This window comes from Streptomyces sp. NBC_00344 (assembly GCF_036088315.1).
Taxonomy (GTDB): Bacteria; Actinomycetota; Actinomycetes; order Streptomycetales; family Streptomycetaceae; genus Streptomyces.
This window is the reverse complement of the sequence record NZ_CP107996.1, coordinates 1,390,721-1,407,631: the sequence shown is the minus strand read 5'-3', so window position 1 is coordinate 1,407,631 and position 16,911 is coordinate 1,390,721. Positions and strand designations below refer to the sequence as shown.

The window sequence follows — 16,911 nt, the reverse complement described above, 5'->3', positions numbered from 1 at the left end:
GCGGGCCGACCGCCGCGCGGGGGATCGCGGACCTGAGGAGTCCCGCCCCGGAGAGCGAGCGGGCAGTCGCGTGGGGAGCAGCCGCATGGGAGCTCTCAGCCGGGCGCCCGACGCGAGCTCGGCCGGACCGACCGTGTGCGAGGCGGTATCGAGGTACGGACCGGCACCGACGGCGTCACCGCCAATGCTCCGGGCCATGAACGGCCGGACCCCTGGCTGGGCTTGGTCGACGTCAAGGGCAAGGGGGGCCGCGATTCTGCTCGATCTCACAGTCCTGGTCCCGCGCATGTGTGGCGGGTGTTACAGCCCGTGATCAGCCGAGGTCACATCAGCGTAATGGGCGTTTCGTACCGTCGGGGCACGCTTCGGTCGACAGAGAGGCTCTTCGGTGCCCCCACAGGATTCGCCGGCGGTTGTCTCCCGGGTGCGGACGGTCTGTTCGTACTGTGGCGTGGGCTGCGGCATGGTGCTCGACATCGCCTCGGTCCCGGACGGCCGCCGGAAGGTCGTCAAGGCGTCGGGCGACCCGGCGCACCCGGCGAACTCCGGGCGGCTGTGCACCAAGGGCGCGACGACGGCCGACATGCTCGCCGCTCCCGGACGGCTGACCACCGCACTGATGCGTCCCGAGCGCGGGGCCGAGACCGTACCGGCAGCCATGGACGAGGCGATCACGAGCACGGCACGACGGCTGCGGGCGATCATCGACGAGCACGGGGCGGACGCGGTCGCCTTCTACGTGTCCGGGCAGCTGGGTCTGGAGGCGCAGTACCTGGCCAACAAGCTGGCCAAGGGCTTTGTGCGGACCAACCAGATCGAGTCCAACTCCCGTCTGTGCATGGCGAGTGCGGGCAGCGGCTACAAGCTCTCCCTGGGTGCCGACGGCCCGCCGGGTTCCTACCAGGACTTCGAGAAGGCGGACGTCTTCTTCGTCATCGGCTCCAACATGGCCGACTGCCACCCGATCCTGTTCCTGCGGTTGATGGAACGGGTCAAGGCAGGCGCCAGGCTGATCGTCGTCGATCCGCGGCGCAACGCCACCGCCGACAAGGCCGACCTCTTCCTCGGGATCAACCCCGGAACGGACCTGGCACTCCTCAACGGCCTGTTGCACCTCCTTCACGAGAACGGGCACACGGACGCCGCGTTCATCGCGGAGCGCACCGAGGGCTGGGAGGCGATGCCGGAATTCCTTGCCGATTACCCGCCCGAGACCGTCGCCAGGATCACCGGTATCCCGGAGGCGGACATCCGCCGGGCGGCGCAGTGGATCGGCGAAGCAGGGGAGTGGATGAGCTGCTGGACCATGGGGCTCAACCAGTCCACGCACGGTACGTGGAACACCAACGCCCTGATCAATCTGCACCTGGCCACCGGAGCGATCTGCCGGCCGGGCAGCGGCCCGTTCTCGCTCACCGGCCAGCCCAACGCCATGGGCGGCCGCGAGATGGGCTACATGGGCCCCGGTCTGCCCGGCCAGCGGTCCGTGCTGGTCGATGAGGACCGTGCCTTCGTCGAAGGGCTCTGGGGCCTCGAGCCGGGCACCCTGCGCAAGGAAGGGTCCGGCAAGGGCACCGTCGAGATGTTCCGGCGGATGGCAGAGGGCGAGATCAGAGCCTGCTGGATCATCTGCACCAACCCGGTCGCCTCGGTCGCCAACCGCCGGACCGTCATCGAAGCGCTGGAAACGGCCGAGTTCGTCATCACCCAGGACGTGTTCGCCGACACCGAGACCAACGCCTACGCCGACGTCGTGCTGCCGGGCGCACTGTGGAGCGAGAGCGAGGGCGTACTGATCAACAGCGAACGCAACCTCACCCTCGCCCGGCCGGCCGTGGACCCGCCCGGTGAGGCGCTCGCGGACTGGCGGATCATCGCGCGGATCGCCTGCGAGATGGGATACGCCGATGCCTTCACCTACGGCAGTTCCGAGGAGATCTTCGAGGAGATCAAGGGCGCCGCGAATCCGCGGACCGGCTACGACCTGCGGGGCGTGACGTACGAGCGGCTGCGCACCACGTCCGTGCAGTGGCCCGCTCCGTCGGTCGAAGGCCCCGATCGCAACCCGATCCGCTACCTCGCCGAGGACGGCGGTCCGGTGTTCCCGACACCGAGCGGCCGGGCCGTCTTCTTCGCCCGCCCGCACCTTCCAGGCGCGGAGATGCCGGATGACGACTACCCGTTCGTCCTCAACACCGGCCGTGTACAGCATCAATGGCACACCCTCACCAAGACCGGGAAGGTCGCCAGACTCAACAAGCTCAATCCGGCCCCGTTCGTCGAACTTCACCCCGGGGACGCGGGACGGCTCGGGATCGCGGAGGGCGACTCCGTCGAGATCGCGTCCCGGCGCGGCCGGGCGGTGCTGCCGGCCGTGGTGACGGACCGGGTGCGGCCGGGGTGCTGCTTCGCGCCGTTCCACTGGAACGACCTGTTCGGCGAGTATCTGAGCGTCAACGCGGTGACCAGCGACGCCGTTGACCCGATCTCCTTCCAGCCCGGCTTCAAGATGTGTGCGGTGACGCTGAAGAAGGTCGCTACCGCAGTCATCGTCTCCCCGGCACCCGCCCTCGCTGCCGAGCCGGTCGCGGTCGTGCCGGCCGCGGCTCCGTCCGGCGCCGTAGCCGTCTTCGGGCTGGAGAACACGCCGCCACCCGTGCTCGCGGAGCACGAACGCCAGTACCTGGTCGGATTCCTCGCCGGGCTGCAGCCGGGCACACCAGGTGTCCCCGTGCTGCCCGCCGGTGCGCCGTTCAGCGCGGAGCACGCGCGGTGGGTGAACGGTGTCCTCGCCGGTATGTACTCGCGCGCCCCGCAGGCCGCAGAGGAATCGACGGCGCAGGCCCCTCTCCTGAGCCGTGACGTGCTCGTGCTGTGGGCTTCGCGGACCGGCAACGCCGAGGAGTTCGCCAGGGCCGCCGCCGACCGGCTCACCGCGACCGGACACCGGGCCCGGCTCGTCGGCATGGACGAAGCGGACCCGCGTGCCCTCCCGCCTGCGGCAGACCTCCTGTTGATCACCAGCACCTTCGGAGACGGCGACGCGCCCGACAACGGGTCCGGCTTCTGGGAGGCCCTGACCGCCACCGACATCCCGCCGTTCCGTGGCAGGCGGTATGCGGTCCTGGCGCTCGGTGACTCGTCGTACGCCGACTTCTGCGGGCACGGCCGGCGCCTTGACAAGCGTCTGGACGAGCTGGGGGCCATACGTCTGGCGCCCCGTACCGACTGCGAACCCGACTACGAGCCCTCCGCCAGGACATGGCTGGACCAGGTCCTCACCGGCCTCGCCGCACAGCCGTCGCCGGGGGCGGCGGACCCACCGCCGGCCGCCTGGCCCGCCGCCTCCGGCGCCACGCCCCCGCGCAGCGCCAGGCCGGCACCTACCGCCGCCCGGCTGGTCGGCAACAGACTCCTCAGCCTCCCCGGTGCGGGCAAGGAGGTCCGCCGGTTCACCTTCGACACCCGGGTCGCCGGCACCCCACTCGTCTACGAGGCCGGTGATGCCCTCGGCGTGCATCCCGTCAACAGCACCGATCTGGTGACCGAATGGCTGGCCGTCAGCGGACTTGACGCCGACGCCGCTGTCGACGTCGCCGGTCTCGGAGAGATCCGGCTGGCCGACGCGCTGCACAGGCATCTGGACATCACCGGACTCACCCCGGCGCTGCTGGGATTCATCACCGAGCGCACCGGCGACCGGACGCTGAAGAAGTTGCTGCGACCCGACAACAAGGGCGAACTCGCCCGCTGGTCCTGGGGCCGGCAAGCCGTCGACGTCCTCGCCGAGCACCCCGTCCGTGCCACACCGCAGGAGTGGGCCGGCATTCTCAAACGGCTGCAGCCCCGCCTGTATTCGATATCGTCCAGCCCGCTCACCGACCCCCACCTGGTGTCTTTGACCGTGTCCGTCGTCCGGTACGAGAACCCGCACGGCCGACCCCGCAACGGGGTGTGCTCGCCGTTCCTCGCAGATGCCGCCCCCGGCGCCCCGGTGTCGGTCACCGTGCAGCGCGCCCCGCACTTCCGGCCGCCGGCCCACCCCGACACCCCGATGGTGATGGTCGGCCCCGGGACCGGAGTCGCTCCGTTCACCGGCTTCCTGGAAGAGCGCCGCGCACACCGCCACCGCGGCCCCAACTGGCTCTTCTTCGGCGAACAGCACCGTGCCACGGACTTCTACTACGAGGACGAGCTGACGGCCTTCCTCGACGACGGCACCCTCACCCGCCTGGACACCGCTTTCTCACGCGATCAGCGGGCCAAGGTCTATGTGCAGGACCGGATGCGCGAGCACGGCGCCAAGCTGTGGTCCTGGCTCCAGGACGGCGCCCACTTCTACGTCTGCGGCGACGCCGCGCGGATGGCCAAGGACGTCGATCACGCGCTGCGCGACATCGTCGTCGCTCACGGCGGTCTCGATCACGACGGGGCTGCCCTGTACGTCAAGCAACTCGCCGCCGGCAAACGGTACGTCCGAGACGTCTACTGATCGGCGCGGGTGACACACCGCACGAACGGACCGGCCCTCCGTCAGTCGGCGGACGGGGTGCGGATGGCGGCGATGTCGAACTGGAGCCGGACTTTCTCACTCACCATGGCACCACCCTCGGCCAGCCGGGCGTTGTACGTCAGCCCCCAGTCGGAACGGTTGATGGTGGTGGTGCCGTCGAAGCCGACCCGTTCGTAACCGAACGGGTCGGTGACGTAGCCGATGTAGGTGAGTTCCAGGACGACGGGGCGGGTGGTGTCCCGGATGGTGAGATCACCGGTCATGCGGAAGACGTCGTGGTCGGCGAGTTGCACGGCGGTGCTGCTGAACGTCATCCGCGGGTATTTCGCGGCGTTCAGGAAGTCGCGGCCGACCAGGTGGCCGTCACGCTGTTCCACTCCCGTATCGACGCTGGCGGTGGACAGGGCGATCTTGGCATGGGAACGGGCAGGGTTGTGGCCGTCGAAGTAGAGGCGGCTCTCGTACTCGGCGAAAGCGCCGCGCACCGTCGTCACCATGGCGTGCCGCACGGAGAAGCCGATCCTGCTGTGCGCCGGGTCGATGATCCATTCTCCGGTGAGCGCCGCCATGGCGGGATCCGGCAGAGCCGCGCCACGGGGATCCGCACCGTGGGGAGCGGCACCCTGGGGAGCCGCCGGAGCGGCGTATGCGGCCGCGCGTCGGGGGGAGGGGCTGCGGCTGAAAAGGTTCATGGAGCTAGCTATTCCGGTACGAGTGGTGCCCGCAAGGTGTGGTCGGGAAACCCACCCTCCCCAGAGTGGATCTTCACAGTTTGTAGGCGCACTCAGCACGGCGAAGGCCCTCGCGGATACCGGCCGCTCACCGAGAGGCATGTCCCGTGTCCGCACCGGGACACGGCAGGGCAGAAAAACCGCTGTCGGGGATCCGGCTCGTCTCCCTACACTCGGATCGCTCGGTGCACACGGCATCGCAGCGCGTTGCGAACAGCGGAGGGGAGCCCGGCCATGCGTCACCGCACCGCCGTCGTCGCTCCCCGGTCACGCTATGACGTGATCCTGCTGTCCACGTCCACCCGGTGCCGGCTGCGCGGCCGCCACCGGAATTCCGTGCCGAACCTCTGAGCCCACAGGCCCGGTGGCGGCGACCGCCGAGTCGCCCGCCGAGCTCCGCCCCGATGTGTGGACATGCCCCGCGGCGACCACGCAGCTACTGGGGCGGGCCGTTCAGCACGCGCATCGCGCTGCCCTCCCTCCCGAACACCCCGAAAGGCCACGGGCCGTGCGTACCGACCTTCGACAGCGATCCACCAGTCCGCTCGACCGCGTCCGGAATCTGGGCATCCTCGCTCACGTCGACGCGGGCAAGACCACCGTCACCGAACGGATCCTCTACCTCACCGGCGCCACCCACAAGCGCGGTGAGGTCCACGACGGCACGACCGTCACCGACTTCGACCCGCAGGAGCGCGATCGTGGCATCACCATCTTCGCCGCTGCGGTGAGCTGTGTCTGGGACGGCCACCGGATCAACCTGATCGACACCCCCGGTCACGTCGACTTCACCGACGAGGTGGAGCGTTCGCTGCGGGTGCTGGACGGAGCCGTCGCGGTGTTCGACGCCGTCGCGGGCGTCGAAGCACAGAGCGAGACGGTCTGGCGGCAGGCAGACCGGCATGCGGTGCCCCGGATCGCGTTCGTCAACAAGCTGGACCGCGCCGGGGCGGACCTCGATGCGGCCGTCCGGTCGATCAGGGAACGGCTCGGGGCTGTACCGCTGGTCGTCCAGCTGCCCATCGGGCAGGAGAACGAGTTCACCGGAGTGGTGGACCTGCTGCGTATGCGCGCCCTGATCTGGAGAGCCGGTCATGACACCTATGAGGAAGGCCCGGTGCCGGACGACCTGCGTGCGGAGGCCGAACACCGACGGCGCCTGCTCGAGGAGACGGTGGCCGGACTCCACCCGATCGCACTGGAGGAGTTCTGCACGCGTTCGGCTCTTTCCGCGCGGACGCTCGCCGGAGTGCTGCGCGACCTGACCCACAGCGGTGAGGGTCTTGTGGTGCTGTGCGGAGCGGCGTACCGCGACTGCGGGATCGAGCCGCTGCTGGAGGCGGTCGTGGCCTACCTGCCATCGCCGGATGACGTTCCGCCGCTGCGCGGCACTCATGAAGGGGAGGAGTGGGAGCGGACCGCCGACCCGGCTGCGCCGTTCGCGGGGCTGGTGTTCAAGGTCAACTCGACCGCCACCGGCCGGCTGACGTATCTGCGCGTCTACGCGGGAACGATCCGGAAGGGAGACGCCGTGCTGGACGTGGGCGCTCGCCGGCCGGAACGGATCGGCCGGATCCTCCGGGTACAGGCAGACCGGCATGCGGAGATGGACCGGGCGGTCGCCGGGGACATCGTCGCCGTGGCCGGGCTGAAGGCCGCGGGTTCGGGTGCCACCCTGTGTGCGCCGTCCGCGCCGGTCCTCCTCGAACCGCCCGCTTCGGCGGACCCGGTCGTCTCGGTCGCGGTCGAGGCGCGCAGGCGGCTCGACACCGGACGGCTGGCGGCAGCGCTGGCGCGGCTGGCCGAGGAGGATCCGTCACTCGCGGTTCTGACCGATGCCGAGACCGGCCAGACGGTGCTGTCGGGCATGGGCGAACTGCATCTGGAGGTCGCGGTGGAGAAGATCCGGCGGGCCCACGGCCTGGATCTCGGCGTCGGCCGACCCCAGGTGGCATACCGGGAGACCGTCGCCCGCGGCGTGTCGGGTTTCGTCCACCGGCATGTCAAACAGGCCGGTGGGGCAGGGCAGTTCGCGCATGTCGTCCTTGACGTGGCGACGCTGGAGTGCGCCGCGGGCAGTGCGGCGGATGACAGCGCAGGCGCGGGAGGCTTCGTGTTCCGGTCGACGGTCACCGGTGGGCGGGTTCCGCAGGAGTACGTCCGCGCGGTGGAGGCCGGCTGCCGGGATGCGCTGGCCGAGGGTCCCCTCGGCGGTCATCCGGTGACGGGTCTGCGAGTGACCCTGACCGACGGGGCGACCCACTCCAGGGACTCGTCGGAGATGGCGTTCCGGACAGCGGGCAGACTCGGGCTCAGGGAGGCGCTGGGTGCTTGCACGATGAGGCTGCTGGAACCGGTGGTCGAGGCCACGGTCACGGTGCCCGACGACTTCGTCGGCGCGGTGCTCGGTGATCTGGCCGCCAGGCGCGGCCGGGTCACCCGACAGGCCGCGCGATCCGGTACGGCGGTGGTCACCGCGACCGTGCCGCTGGCCGAGCTCTTCGGCTACGCGTCCCGGCTGCGCGGCCGCACCCAGGGCCGGGGCGTCTTCACGACCCGGGCCACCGGCTATGCCCCGGCGCCGGCCCCGGTGGCCGACGGAACACCGCGGTAGTGCCGAGGACGGTCCCGCCAGCCGGGCGGGACCGTCCTCGGCAACTCGCTGGTGCGCGGGGCCCCGGCCCCACGGTGCCTCCGGCCGGCGTCAGCCGGCTGCTCCCGTCGCGTCCTGACGCGCGGGGCAGCCGCCCTGTCCGGGCGCACCGGACCCTCCCGCCGCATCGAGTGCCAGCCACACCCGGTCGCGGGTCAGCGGAACCTCCGTGAACCGCAGCCCGGTCGCGTCCCGCAGGGCGTTCGCGAAGGCCGGGGCGACGGGGTTGAAGGGACTCTCGCTCATCGACTTCGCGCCGAGCGGCCCGATCGCGTCCGCGGTCTCCATGAAGTGGACCTCGGTGCGCGGGACGTCCGCGTACTGCGGCAGCCGGTAGCTGCGGAAGGCGGTGGTCCCGACCTTTCCCCGGGCGTCGATGCGTACGTTCTCGAACAGGGTCGCGCCCAGCGCCTGGGCCACCCCGCCCTCCACCTGGCCCCGGCACTGCATAGGGTTCATCACCTTGCCCGCGTCGGCCGCGTGCACGCTGCGCAGTATGCGCATCTCGCCGGTTCCCGGATCGACCGCCAGGCGGAACCACTGGGCGTTGAAGGCCACCGAGCGCGGCGTACCGCCGAAGTGGCCGTCGGCCGCGAACGAGACACCGAAGGTCCCGGCCGCGTCGTACAACTCCTTGAGCGGGAGACGGCCACCCGGATATGTCACCGCTTCCTCTTCGAGCCGGCAGTCGGCGCGCGGAGTGCCCAGATGGGCGGCGGCGAAGTCCAGGAGCATGTCGGCGAGGGCCCGGGAGGCGCGCAGGGTGGCCTTGCCCGCCACCACGGTGCCGGTGGACGCGAAGGCCCCCGTGTCGTGTCGTACGACGTCGGTGTCGGACTGCCGGATGGTGATCCGGTCGACGGTCGTGGCGAGTTCGCCCGCCGCGATCTGCCGGTGCACGGTGGTCGTGCCGTTCCCGAACTCGGCGGTGCCGACGGCCAGATCGAAGTTGCCGTCCGGCAGCAGCGCGGCGCGGGCGTCCGCGATGTGCCCGCCGGGCGGTCCGGTGGCGATCATCGCGAGGGCCGTTCCCTCGCCCACCAGCCAGCCGTCCGGGGCGGCTTCGGCCGGCTCGGCCTGCGCCCGGCGCACGATGCCCAGGCACTGGTCGAGTCCGTAGCTGGCGATGTGGAGGTCCTCCTCCTCACCACCGGGGGTGATCATGGGCTCGCCGGGACCGATGATGTTCCTTGCCTTGAACTCCAGTGGGTCCAGGCCGAGTCGGCGGGCCAGCTCGTCGAGTGCCGACTCCATCGCGAACATCACCTGGCCCAGCCCGTAGCCGCGGAAGGCGCCGGCCGGGACGGCATGGGTGTAGACGGAGAAGGCGTCCACCTTCTTGTGGGGGGCGCGGTAGACGGCCAGTGACTCACCGACGCTGTGGAACATCACCGCGGGACCGTGGTTGCCGTACGCACCTGTGTTGGAGACCACCCGCAGCTGGAGGGCGGTGAGTGTGCCGTCCCGGCGTGCCCCCGCCTTGACCCGGATCGTGAACGGGTGCCGGGTGGTCGCCCCGTAGAACTGCTCGGCGCGGGTGTATTCGAGCTTCACCGGTCGGCGCAGCCGCAGCACGGCGAGGGCCACGATGTCCTCGACGAGCATCTCCTGCTTACCGCCGAAGCCGCCACCCACCCGGCCCGCGACGACCCGCACCCGTTCCGGTGGGAGGTCGTACAACGCGCACAGGGCCCGCCGGGTCAGGAACGGGGTCTGCGAACTGGTGCGTACGGTGAGCCGGTCGTCCTCGTCGAACCAGGCCACGGCGCCGTGCGTCTCCAGGCTCGCATGCTGCACCCGCTGCGTGCGGAACGTCTCCTCGTACACCGCGTCGGCCTCGGCGAACCCGACTTCGACGTCGCCGATCTCACCGTGTGCCTCACCGACGACGTTGTTCTGCGGACGCGAGATCCGCGCCGTCCCGGCGTCCTTGTCGTGTACGACGGGTGCCCCGGGCCGCATCGCCTCCTCGGGGTCGAGCACCGCGGGCAACACGGCGTAGGTCACCTCGATCCGGCGGCAGCCCTCCTCCGCCGCCGCTTCACTGTCGGCGACGACCGCTGCTACCCGCTGCCCGGTGAACCGGACCGTGTCGTCGAGAACACGGGTGTCGTCGGGATCCTCCCCGGGGTGCTCGTGGCGGGCGGTGGAGAAATGCCGCTCCGGCGCGTCGTGATGGGTCAGGACGGTGTGCACGCCCGGCACGCGCAGCGCCGCGGAGGCGTCGATGGAGAGGATGCGGGCGTGGGCGTGCGGGGAGCGCAGCAACTTCATGTGCAGCAGGCCGGGCACATCGATGTCGAAGGTGTAGCGGGCGGTGCCCGTGACGACCTGGGGTCCGGCCGGGGCGGGCAGATTGCGCCCCACCGCCTCGCCCGCGGACGGGGCCTCCGCATGGCAGACACCGCGGACGGCGTCCTCGATGGCCCGGTAGCCGGTGCAGCGGCACAGGTTGCCCTTGAACGCCCTTGGCAGATCGGTGAGCTGGTCCTCGTCGAGGGCGGCGGTCGTCATCAGGAACCCGGCGGTGCAGAAGCCGCACTGGAAGCCCTGCGCGTCAAGGAACTTCCGCTGCACCGGGTGGAGTTCACCGTCCTCGGTGGCCAGGCCCTCCACCGTGGTGACGGAACGGCCCCGGGCGCGGAGGGCGGGGTAGAGACAGCTGTGCACCGGCTCGCCGTCCACATGGACCGTGCAGGCCCCGCAGTCGCCGGCGTCGCAGCCCTTCTTCACGCCGAACCAGCCACGTTCACGCAGATAGGTCCGCAGACACTGCCCGGCACGCGGCTCTTCGGCGAACGCCCGCCCGTTCACGTCCATCTCAAACGTCATCGCGCCTCCCGCTGCAGTTCCCGGCGGATCTCCTCCGCCAGCCGGAACGTCATGTGCTGCCGCCATTCGGGCAGCCCGTGGATGTCGTCGAACCATTCGCCGTCCGCGACGGCGGCGCCGATCGCCGCACGCAGTCCGCGGGCGGTCGGCGGCAGCGGGAACCACAGCCGGACCGGCCGCACGGTCGAGGCGGTGACCGTGACGGCCATCGACCGGTCCAGCGGGTCGAGCGTCCCGATGACCAGGACACCCGAGCGCCCGAGTCCGTACAGCGACGCCTGCCGGAACGCCGTACGACAGCCCAGCGCACGGGCTGGCAGGGTCACCGAGCGCAGCAGCTCGCCATCGGCGAGATCGTTGCGGCCGGCGCCTTTGACGAAGCCGGCGGTACGGATCCTGCGCATCGCTCCGGTCTGGGAGCGCAGCAGGCACTCTCCCTCGAGCGCGGCGGTGAGCGAGATCATCGGGCCGGCCGGCAGGGCGTTGCAGAGGTTGCCGCCCACCGTGGCCATGTTCCAGATCTTGAACGAGGCCAGGAACGCCCGGCAGCACTGCTCGAACAGCGGAGCGGCCGGGACCTGAAGCTGCTTCGCGAACCGGGACAGCTGGGCGATGGTGCACGTCGCGGCGATCTCCAGCGAGCCGTCCGCGTCCAGCCGAACGGGAGTCCAGCCCGTACGGCTCAGGTCGACGAGGCGCCGCAGACGCGGCTGTGGCTCGGAGAACAGGTACGTGCCGCCGCCCAGCCAGGCATCGCCGGGCCGCCAGGGCGCGGGATGCCGCGCGTCCCGTATCTCCACCACGGTGTTGAGGTCCATGGCGCTCAGTGAAGCAACAGGACCGCGGCCGGGACGACTGGTTCACCACACGGAAACTCGGCCCTTTCCGGCACCGGACCTGGATGATCGACCAAGAGGCATACCGTTCTCCAGCCCTGGCATTTACGATGCGATTACTCGCACTCACCTGGTGAATGTGAGATGCCGGATGTGAGCCCGTCGTCCGGCTGTCGCACAAGGAGCCGGAACGCATGCACGTCGAACACCTCCTGAGAGACGATTCCTTGGGCCTGCGGCTCCTCTGGGGCGAGGACGCCCTGCTGCGGCGGGAGATCAGTGGAGTCACCGCCACCGACCTGGAGGATCCCGGCCGTTTCGTGCGCCCCGGTGAGGTAGTGCTCAGCGGCCTGGTGTGGTGGACCCCGCAGCGCGGGAAGGGCAGGGCCGAACGCTTTGTCTCAGCCCTGCGTGCGGCGGGCGCCGCCGCACTGATGGCGGGGGAGGAGACCCACGGACGAGTGCCCGACGAACTCGTCCAGGCGTGCCGCCGTCACGGCCTTCCGGTGGCGGCGGTACCCACCCACGTCATGTTCCGGACCATCACCGACACGGTCTATCTCCAGCAGTGGGGTGAGCTGAGCCGTCATCGTGCCCTGCCCGAGGCCGTACACGCCCGGCTGGCCCGGCTGCTGGTGCAGGACGCCGACCCGGCCACCCTCCTGGAGGGTGCCTTCGCCCACCTCGGCAGGCCTGCCGCCTATCTCCTCACCCCCTCCGGCCGCACCGTCGCCGCCACGGAGGACGCCACCGCCATCACGGCCCGGGAAGCCGCCCGCCTTCTGGGCAGCGGGACCGGAATCACGGTGCGGGCGGAGGCCGGCACCGCGTCCGCGTACGAACGCTGGTATCTGTATCTGCCCGATCCTGGTCACGCGCCGCCGCGCATGCTGCACGAGATCGCCGCGTTCATGGCCCGCTGCCAGGAGTCGCTGATCCGGAGCCGTGCCACCGGGCACCGGGCCGCGGACGAACTCGCTGCGCTTCTCGACGGCGCCGGAACGGACACGCCCGATGTGGAGGCCGCACTGCGGTCGTGCGGGCTACCGGCGTCGGGTCCCTATCGGGTGCTGTGCGCCGACGCGGGACCGGGGAGGGCGGGGCAGGCGGCGGGGGCGCTGGCTGAGGCGGTGGCTCACGTGATGCCGGAGCGTGCCGCTACGGGATGTCTCCCGGACGGCACCGCCTTCGCGGTTCTGGCCGAGGCGCGGACGGTGGAGCCCGCTCCCGGAGACGCGGACGCGGTGAGCAGCGCGCTGAGCGAGGTGTGGCTGCGGCTTGCCGCGTGTGAGCCGTCGGTCTCCCTGCACGGCGGGATCAGCGAACCCGCTGCCCGGGCGCGGGACATGAAGGGAGCGCTGGCGCAGGCCCGTTACGCGCTCGCTTCGGCACGAACGACCACGCCCGGCGCCTCCTCGCTGTCCGGCGCAGCCGCGCTCACCGGCCTGGCGGCGCTGCTGAGCGGTATACCCCAGGAGGTCCGCACCGCGTACAGCCGCACCGTCCTCGGGCCTCTGCTCGACGGCGCGAACACCTCGGCGGCCCTTCTGCTGGAGACCCTGGAGACCTTCCTGGCCCGCGACGGATCGTGGGCGCGCACCGCTGAGGCGCTGCATCTGCATGTCAACACCGTCCACTACCGCATAGGACGCATCGAGCTGTTCACCGGTCGCGATCTGTCCAGGCTCGACAACCGCCTCGATCTGCGGGCCGCGCTGCTGTGCCGGGCCCTTCCGGGCTTCGAGTGACCGGCGTGCCCGCCCGGATCAGGGCGGGCACTCGTGCACGGAACGTCCGTCCATGCCTGGTGAGTCACGGCTGGCGCCGATCACCCGACCGTCGGTGTGGGGGCCGGCGTCGCCGTCGGCAGGCCCGCGGGCGGGGTGAGGGCGACGACCGGGGCTCCGGGCTGGGGCGGGGGCGGGGTGATCTGGCTGGGGGGCAGCGTCGGCGGGGTGGTCTCCTGGAAGAGCACCGAGTCGAAGTTCACCAGACCGGTCTTCTCCAGGACGGTGATGTGATCGAGGACGGTGTCGTTGGCCTGGTCGGCCAGAGCGCGGACCAGGCTGTTCTTGGTGGTGGCCCGGATATTGGCGATGGCCGGGAAGATCTGGCCGTGCGTGGTGCGCAGGATGTTGGCGAGGTCGGTGTCGAACTGCTTTCCCTGGTCCGACGAGAGCGTCGCCACGAACCCCTGCTGTTGCGGGGACGCCTGGTTGGGCAGGGTGATCCCCAGGGCGGGAGCGACTTTGCGGCAGGTGGCGTCGAGTCCGGCGTGCCCGGCCACCAGATGCTGGCCCGCGGTCCTGGCTGCTGCGGTCGTGCCCTTGCGCAGGGCCATCTCGCCTGCGGGGAACTCCCACAGCCCTGCCGCGCGCACCTTGACGACGAAGTCGCGGTCGGCTTCGGTCAGCGGGCCGTAGCGGGTGCTGGCGATGACCCGGGACGGGGCACTGGACGTCTTCTGCACCCCGACTATGGCGGGATAGGCGAGCGCGGCCAGGGTGAATACCAGGCCACCGCTCACCAAGGCGGTGCCCGCCATGTTCCCGGGTATGCGCACGGTTCCTCCTGGCCTCAGCGGTACGGACGCCCGGGAGTACGGATGTACTACGACTTCTGATCATCGAACCGGGATAATTCTTCTGCACCGACGTGTGTTGTCGGTCACAGTCGGCGCTCCGATGCCGTCGGGCAGAGCGCGACGCGCCGGCGGCCAGGATGCCACGGGGTGGGGAACCGGGGGAGCCGTATGCGCTTCGTCGTGCCGGCGGAGGGTCCGGCTCCGGCGTGAACTGCGCCTGCGATGGCCGGAGTCGGCGACCGCCGATGACGGGCCTTGTCTGATGGAAAGTCATCGAGGGGTACCGCACAGCCCATTCGCCTCCCGGAGGGACCGGTGACGGGTTCGGATCGGCGCGTCCTCCAGGGCCGGGAAGCCGGGCCGGGCCGGCGGCCGGATCGGCCCGGGAGGCGTGTTGCGGCACCCGGCCTCTGTGTGCCGGCCGGACCCCCTCACCGGTGCGGGCGCCGGTATGGCCAGCCGGCCGGTACGCGTTCGCCTGGTGGCCGGCGGGGCGGACGGTCAACGCGCCTTTGCGCAAAGGGAATAGAGAAAGGCCTGAAATCCCGTGTCATACAGAATCGCTCCGCCGTGCGGCCGGGGGCGGGCGTCGGCTCGCAGCGCCGAACGAAGAAAGCGGATCTTGTAAAGCGATCGGGGGCCGGTGGGTGATTCGGCTCGCCCGCAGTGAACGGAAACCCATGGGCGGGACGCAAAAGCGGGAGCGGTCGGCCGGGACAATTCAAAGGCGTCAAGATCGTCCATCCCCTGCGAATGCCCCGATGCGCGGAATTGCTTCGAACGGTACGGAGGGCAGGAGTCACCCGGGTGTGCGGGACGGTCGTGGCCGCTTCGCCCTCCTCGCCGCCGGTCCGCACATCCGATGCACCGAGGGGGCGTAGCCGCCCATATCGCCCAGCATTGGTATCTCCCGTATGGGCGTTTTGTGCATGTTTTCCCTGAAGTCCATATGCGCCGTATTGCTCCAACTTGTGGTTGTATATACGGCGTTGCAGTCGATGGTTGCGTGTCGGGCAGGTGATGTGCGTCACGGTGGTCGCTGGCTCTCTCGTCCCGTCCCCTCGCGCATTCCCCTCGCAGGGAGAGCGAGTTGAGGCCTTCTGACGGCCTATCGATAACCGGCCGGATAGCCGCCCTGGCCGCCATGAGCATTGCGCTGTGAATTCTGGCCTTGTTTTGCGACGTGCTTCCCGTTTACCTTCAGGTCGATCCGGACGGACCGCCGAATCCTGCCGCTGTCCGGAAAAACCCAACCCACTCACATGCGGCAGGAGCGGGGGACCCAGGTAAGCCGCCGATCCGAAAACCGGACCGGCTCGGGGTGAAGTCGCATTACATGCGACGGGGCATCTCCAGCCCGAACCCGACAGCTCACCTCGCAGGCGCCGGAGAGGAATTCAACATGCCCAACACGGGTAAGCACCGTCGTCCCAGGACCAGCTCGATGGCCCGGCGTCTCGTCGCCGTAGGCACCGGAAGTGCCGCACTGGCCATCCCGCTGGTGGCAGCCACCTCCGCCAGCGCGGCACCTGCCGCCGCCCCCGCGAAGCACAGCCCGGCGACCTACACCGTTGTGGCGGGTGACTCGCTGGCGAAGATCGCGAGGGCGCACTCCATCAGCGGTGGCTGGAAGAAGCTGTACCACGACAACCGTCAGGCCATCGGCGACAACCCGTCGCTGGTCCACCCCGGCCTCAAGCTGACACTCGGCGGCAAGGGCACCGCTTCGCAGACGTCGGCCAAGACCACGAAGTCCGCCACGACCGCCACCCCGGCCTCCGCGAAGACGTACTCCAACGATCTGGACGGCTGGATCAAGGAGTCGCTGGACGTCATGGCCAAGCACGGTATCCCCGGCAGCTACGACGGCATCCACCGGAACATCATGCGCGAGTCGTCCGGCAACCCCATGGCGATCAACAACACGGACTCCAACGCCGCGGCTGGAACACCGTCCAAGGGGCTGCTGCAGGTCATCGACCCGACATTCCAGGCCTACCACGTGGCCGGCACCTCGATGAACAGCTACGACCCCGTCGCCAACATCACGGCCGCGTGCAACTACGCCGCCGCGACGTACGGCTCGATCGACAACGTGAACGGCCCCTACTGACCGGCCCTCACCCACCCGGCGCCCGTCCCGGCCGCGGCACTTCCAGCCGTGGCCGGGGCGGGCGCGCGTGCGAAGCCGGCGCGTACCGGTTCCGGTGCGGGATCGGTGCCGGACGCGGTGACGCTATGCGCCGGGGCCCGCGAGGAAGTCCAGCGGGATGCCCGCGCCCAGCTCGCCCGGCGCGGGGCCCGGCGCCGCGGTCATCGCCCCCACGCGGTCGCTCAGCCCGGTGAGCATCCGGGAGAGCGTGGCGCACTGCTCGCCCGACAGATCCGCGAAGATCTCTGTGATCACGGCTCGGCGGGTGGCCATCGCCACATCGTTGGTGTGCTCGCCCGCCGCAGTGATGTGCACCAGCCGTGCCCGGCGGTCCTTCGGATCGTCGCGACGCTCCACGAGCCCGTCGCGCTCGAGGCCGTCCACCAGCTCGGTGATCGTGCGCGGTGCGACATCGAACTCGGTGGCCAGTGTGCTCTGTCTCCTCGGCCCTTCGGCCAGAGCGCCGAGCACGCGCTTGCGGGGGACGGAAACACCGTGCTGTTTCAGCCGTTCGTCCAGCACCCGGCGGATCCGGGTGACGCACGTCAGCATCTGGTCGGCCAGCTCGGACTCGTCCACGGTGACCACCTCCGACAAAACAATACGCCCG

The 16,911-nt window shown here is 70.4% G+C and carries 9 protein-coding genes and 1 riboswitch; of the genes, 4 read left to right on the top strand and 5 right to left on the bottom strand.

Features of this window, described 5'->3' with window-relative positions; genetic code table 11:
• The first annotated feature begins 463 nt into the window (after positions 1-463).
• Complete coding sequence (locus tag OHS16_RS06330; protein ID WP_443042566.1) at positions 464-4,492, top strand: molybdopterin-dependent oxidoreductase; 4,029 nt, start codon at positions 464-466, stop codon at positions 4,490-4,492.
• A 41-nt stretch (positions 4,493-4,533) separates the two neighbouring features.
• On the opposite strand, the gene OHS16_RS06325 is transcribed toward OHS16_RS06330, so the two are convergent.
• Positions 4,534-5,205, bottom strand: a complete 672-nt coding sequence (locus OHS16_RS06325) for a YceI family protein (RefSeq protein WP_328536185.1) — start codon at positions 5,203-5,205, stop codon at positions 4,534-4,536.
• 547 nt (positions 5,206-5,752) lie between these two features.
• On the opposite strand from OHS16_RS06325, the gene fusA reads away from it, so the two are divergent.
• On the top strand, positions 5,753-7,858 hold the full coding sequence (gene fusA / locus OHS16_RS06320) for an elongation factor G (protein ID WP_328536184.1): 2,106 nt from the start codon (positions 5,753-5,755) through the stop codon (positions 7,856-7,858).
• A gap of 90 nt (positions 7,859-7,948) precedes the next feature.
• Here fusA and OHS16_RS06315 read toward each other — a convergent pair whose 3' ends face one another.
• Together OHS16_RS06315 and OHS16_RS06310 are read right to left on the bottom strand one after the other, a co-directional pair.
• Positions 7,949-10,729: a molybdopterin-dependent oxidoreductase gene (locus OHS16_RS06315; RefSeq protein WP_328536183.1), complete on the bottom strand. Its 2,781-nt coding sequence runs from the start codon at positions 10,727-10,729 to the stop codon at positions 7,949-7,951.
• Positions 10,726-11,547 carry an FAD binding domain-containing protein gene (locus OHS16_RS06310; RefSeq protein WP_328536182.1) on the bottom strand — a complete coding sequence of 274 codons (822 nt, stop codon included), beginning with the start codon at positions 11,545-11,547 and terminating at the stop codon, positions 10,726-10,728. Before OHS16_RS06310 ends, OHS16_RS06315 begins: the two co-directional genes overlap by 4 nt.
• 212 nt (positions 11,548-11,759) lie before the next feature.
• Here OHS16_RS06310 and OHS16_RS06305 point away from each other — a divergent pair, with 212 nt between their 5' ends.
• Positions 11,760-13,313 carry a helix-turn-helix domain-containing protein gene (locus OHS16_RS06305; protein ID WP_328536181.1) on the top strand — a complete coding sequence of 518 codons (1,554 nt, stop codon included), beginning with the start codon at positions 11,760-11,762 and terminating at the stop codon, positions 13,311-13,313.
• 80 nt (positions 13,314-13,393) lie between these two features.
• Here OHS16_RS06305 and OHS16_RS06300 read toward each other — a convergent pair whose 3' ends face one another.
• Entirely contained in the window at positions 13,394-14,128 is a 735-nt protein-coding gene (locus OHS16_RS06300) for a DUF4142 domain-containing protein (protein ID WP_443042565.1), read from the bottom strand.
• A 1,257-nt stretch (positions 14,129-15,385) separates the two neighbouring features.
• Positions 15,386-15,549: riboswitch (cyclic di-AMP (ydaO/yuaA leader) on the top strand.
• A gap of 2 nt (positions 15,550-15,551) precedes the next feature.
• On the opposite strand from OHS16_RS06300, the gene OHS16_RS06295 reads away from it, so the two are divergent.
• Positions 15,552-16,262 (top strand): transglycosylase SLT domain-containing protein, encoded by a 711-nt coding sequence (locus OHS16_RS06295; RefSeq protein WP_328536180.1) that lies wholly within the window; start codon positions 15,552-15,554, stop codon positions 16,260-16,262.
• Between the two features lie 123 nt (positions 16,263-16,385).
• On the opposite strand, the gene OHS16_RS06290 is transcribed toward OHS16_RS06295, so the two are convergent.
• Positions 16,386-16,880, bottom strand: a complete 495-nt coding sequence (locus tag OHS16_RS06290) for a MarR family winged helix-turn-helix transcriptional regulator (protein ID WP_328536179.1) — start codon at positions 16,878-16,880, stop codon at positions 16,386-16,388.
• Between the last annotated feature and the right edge of the window lie 31 nt (positions 16,881-16,911).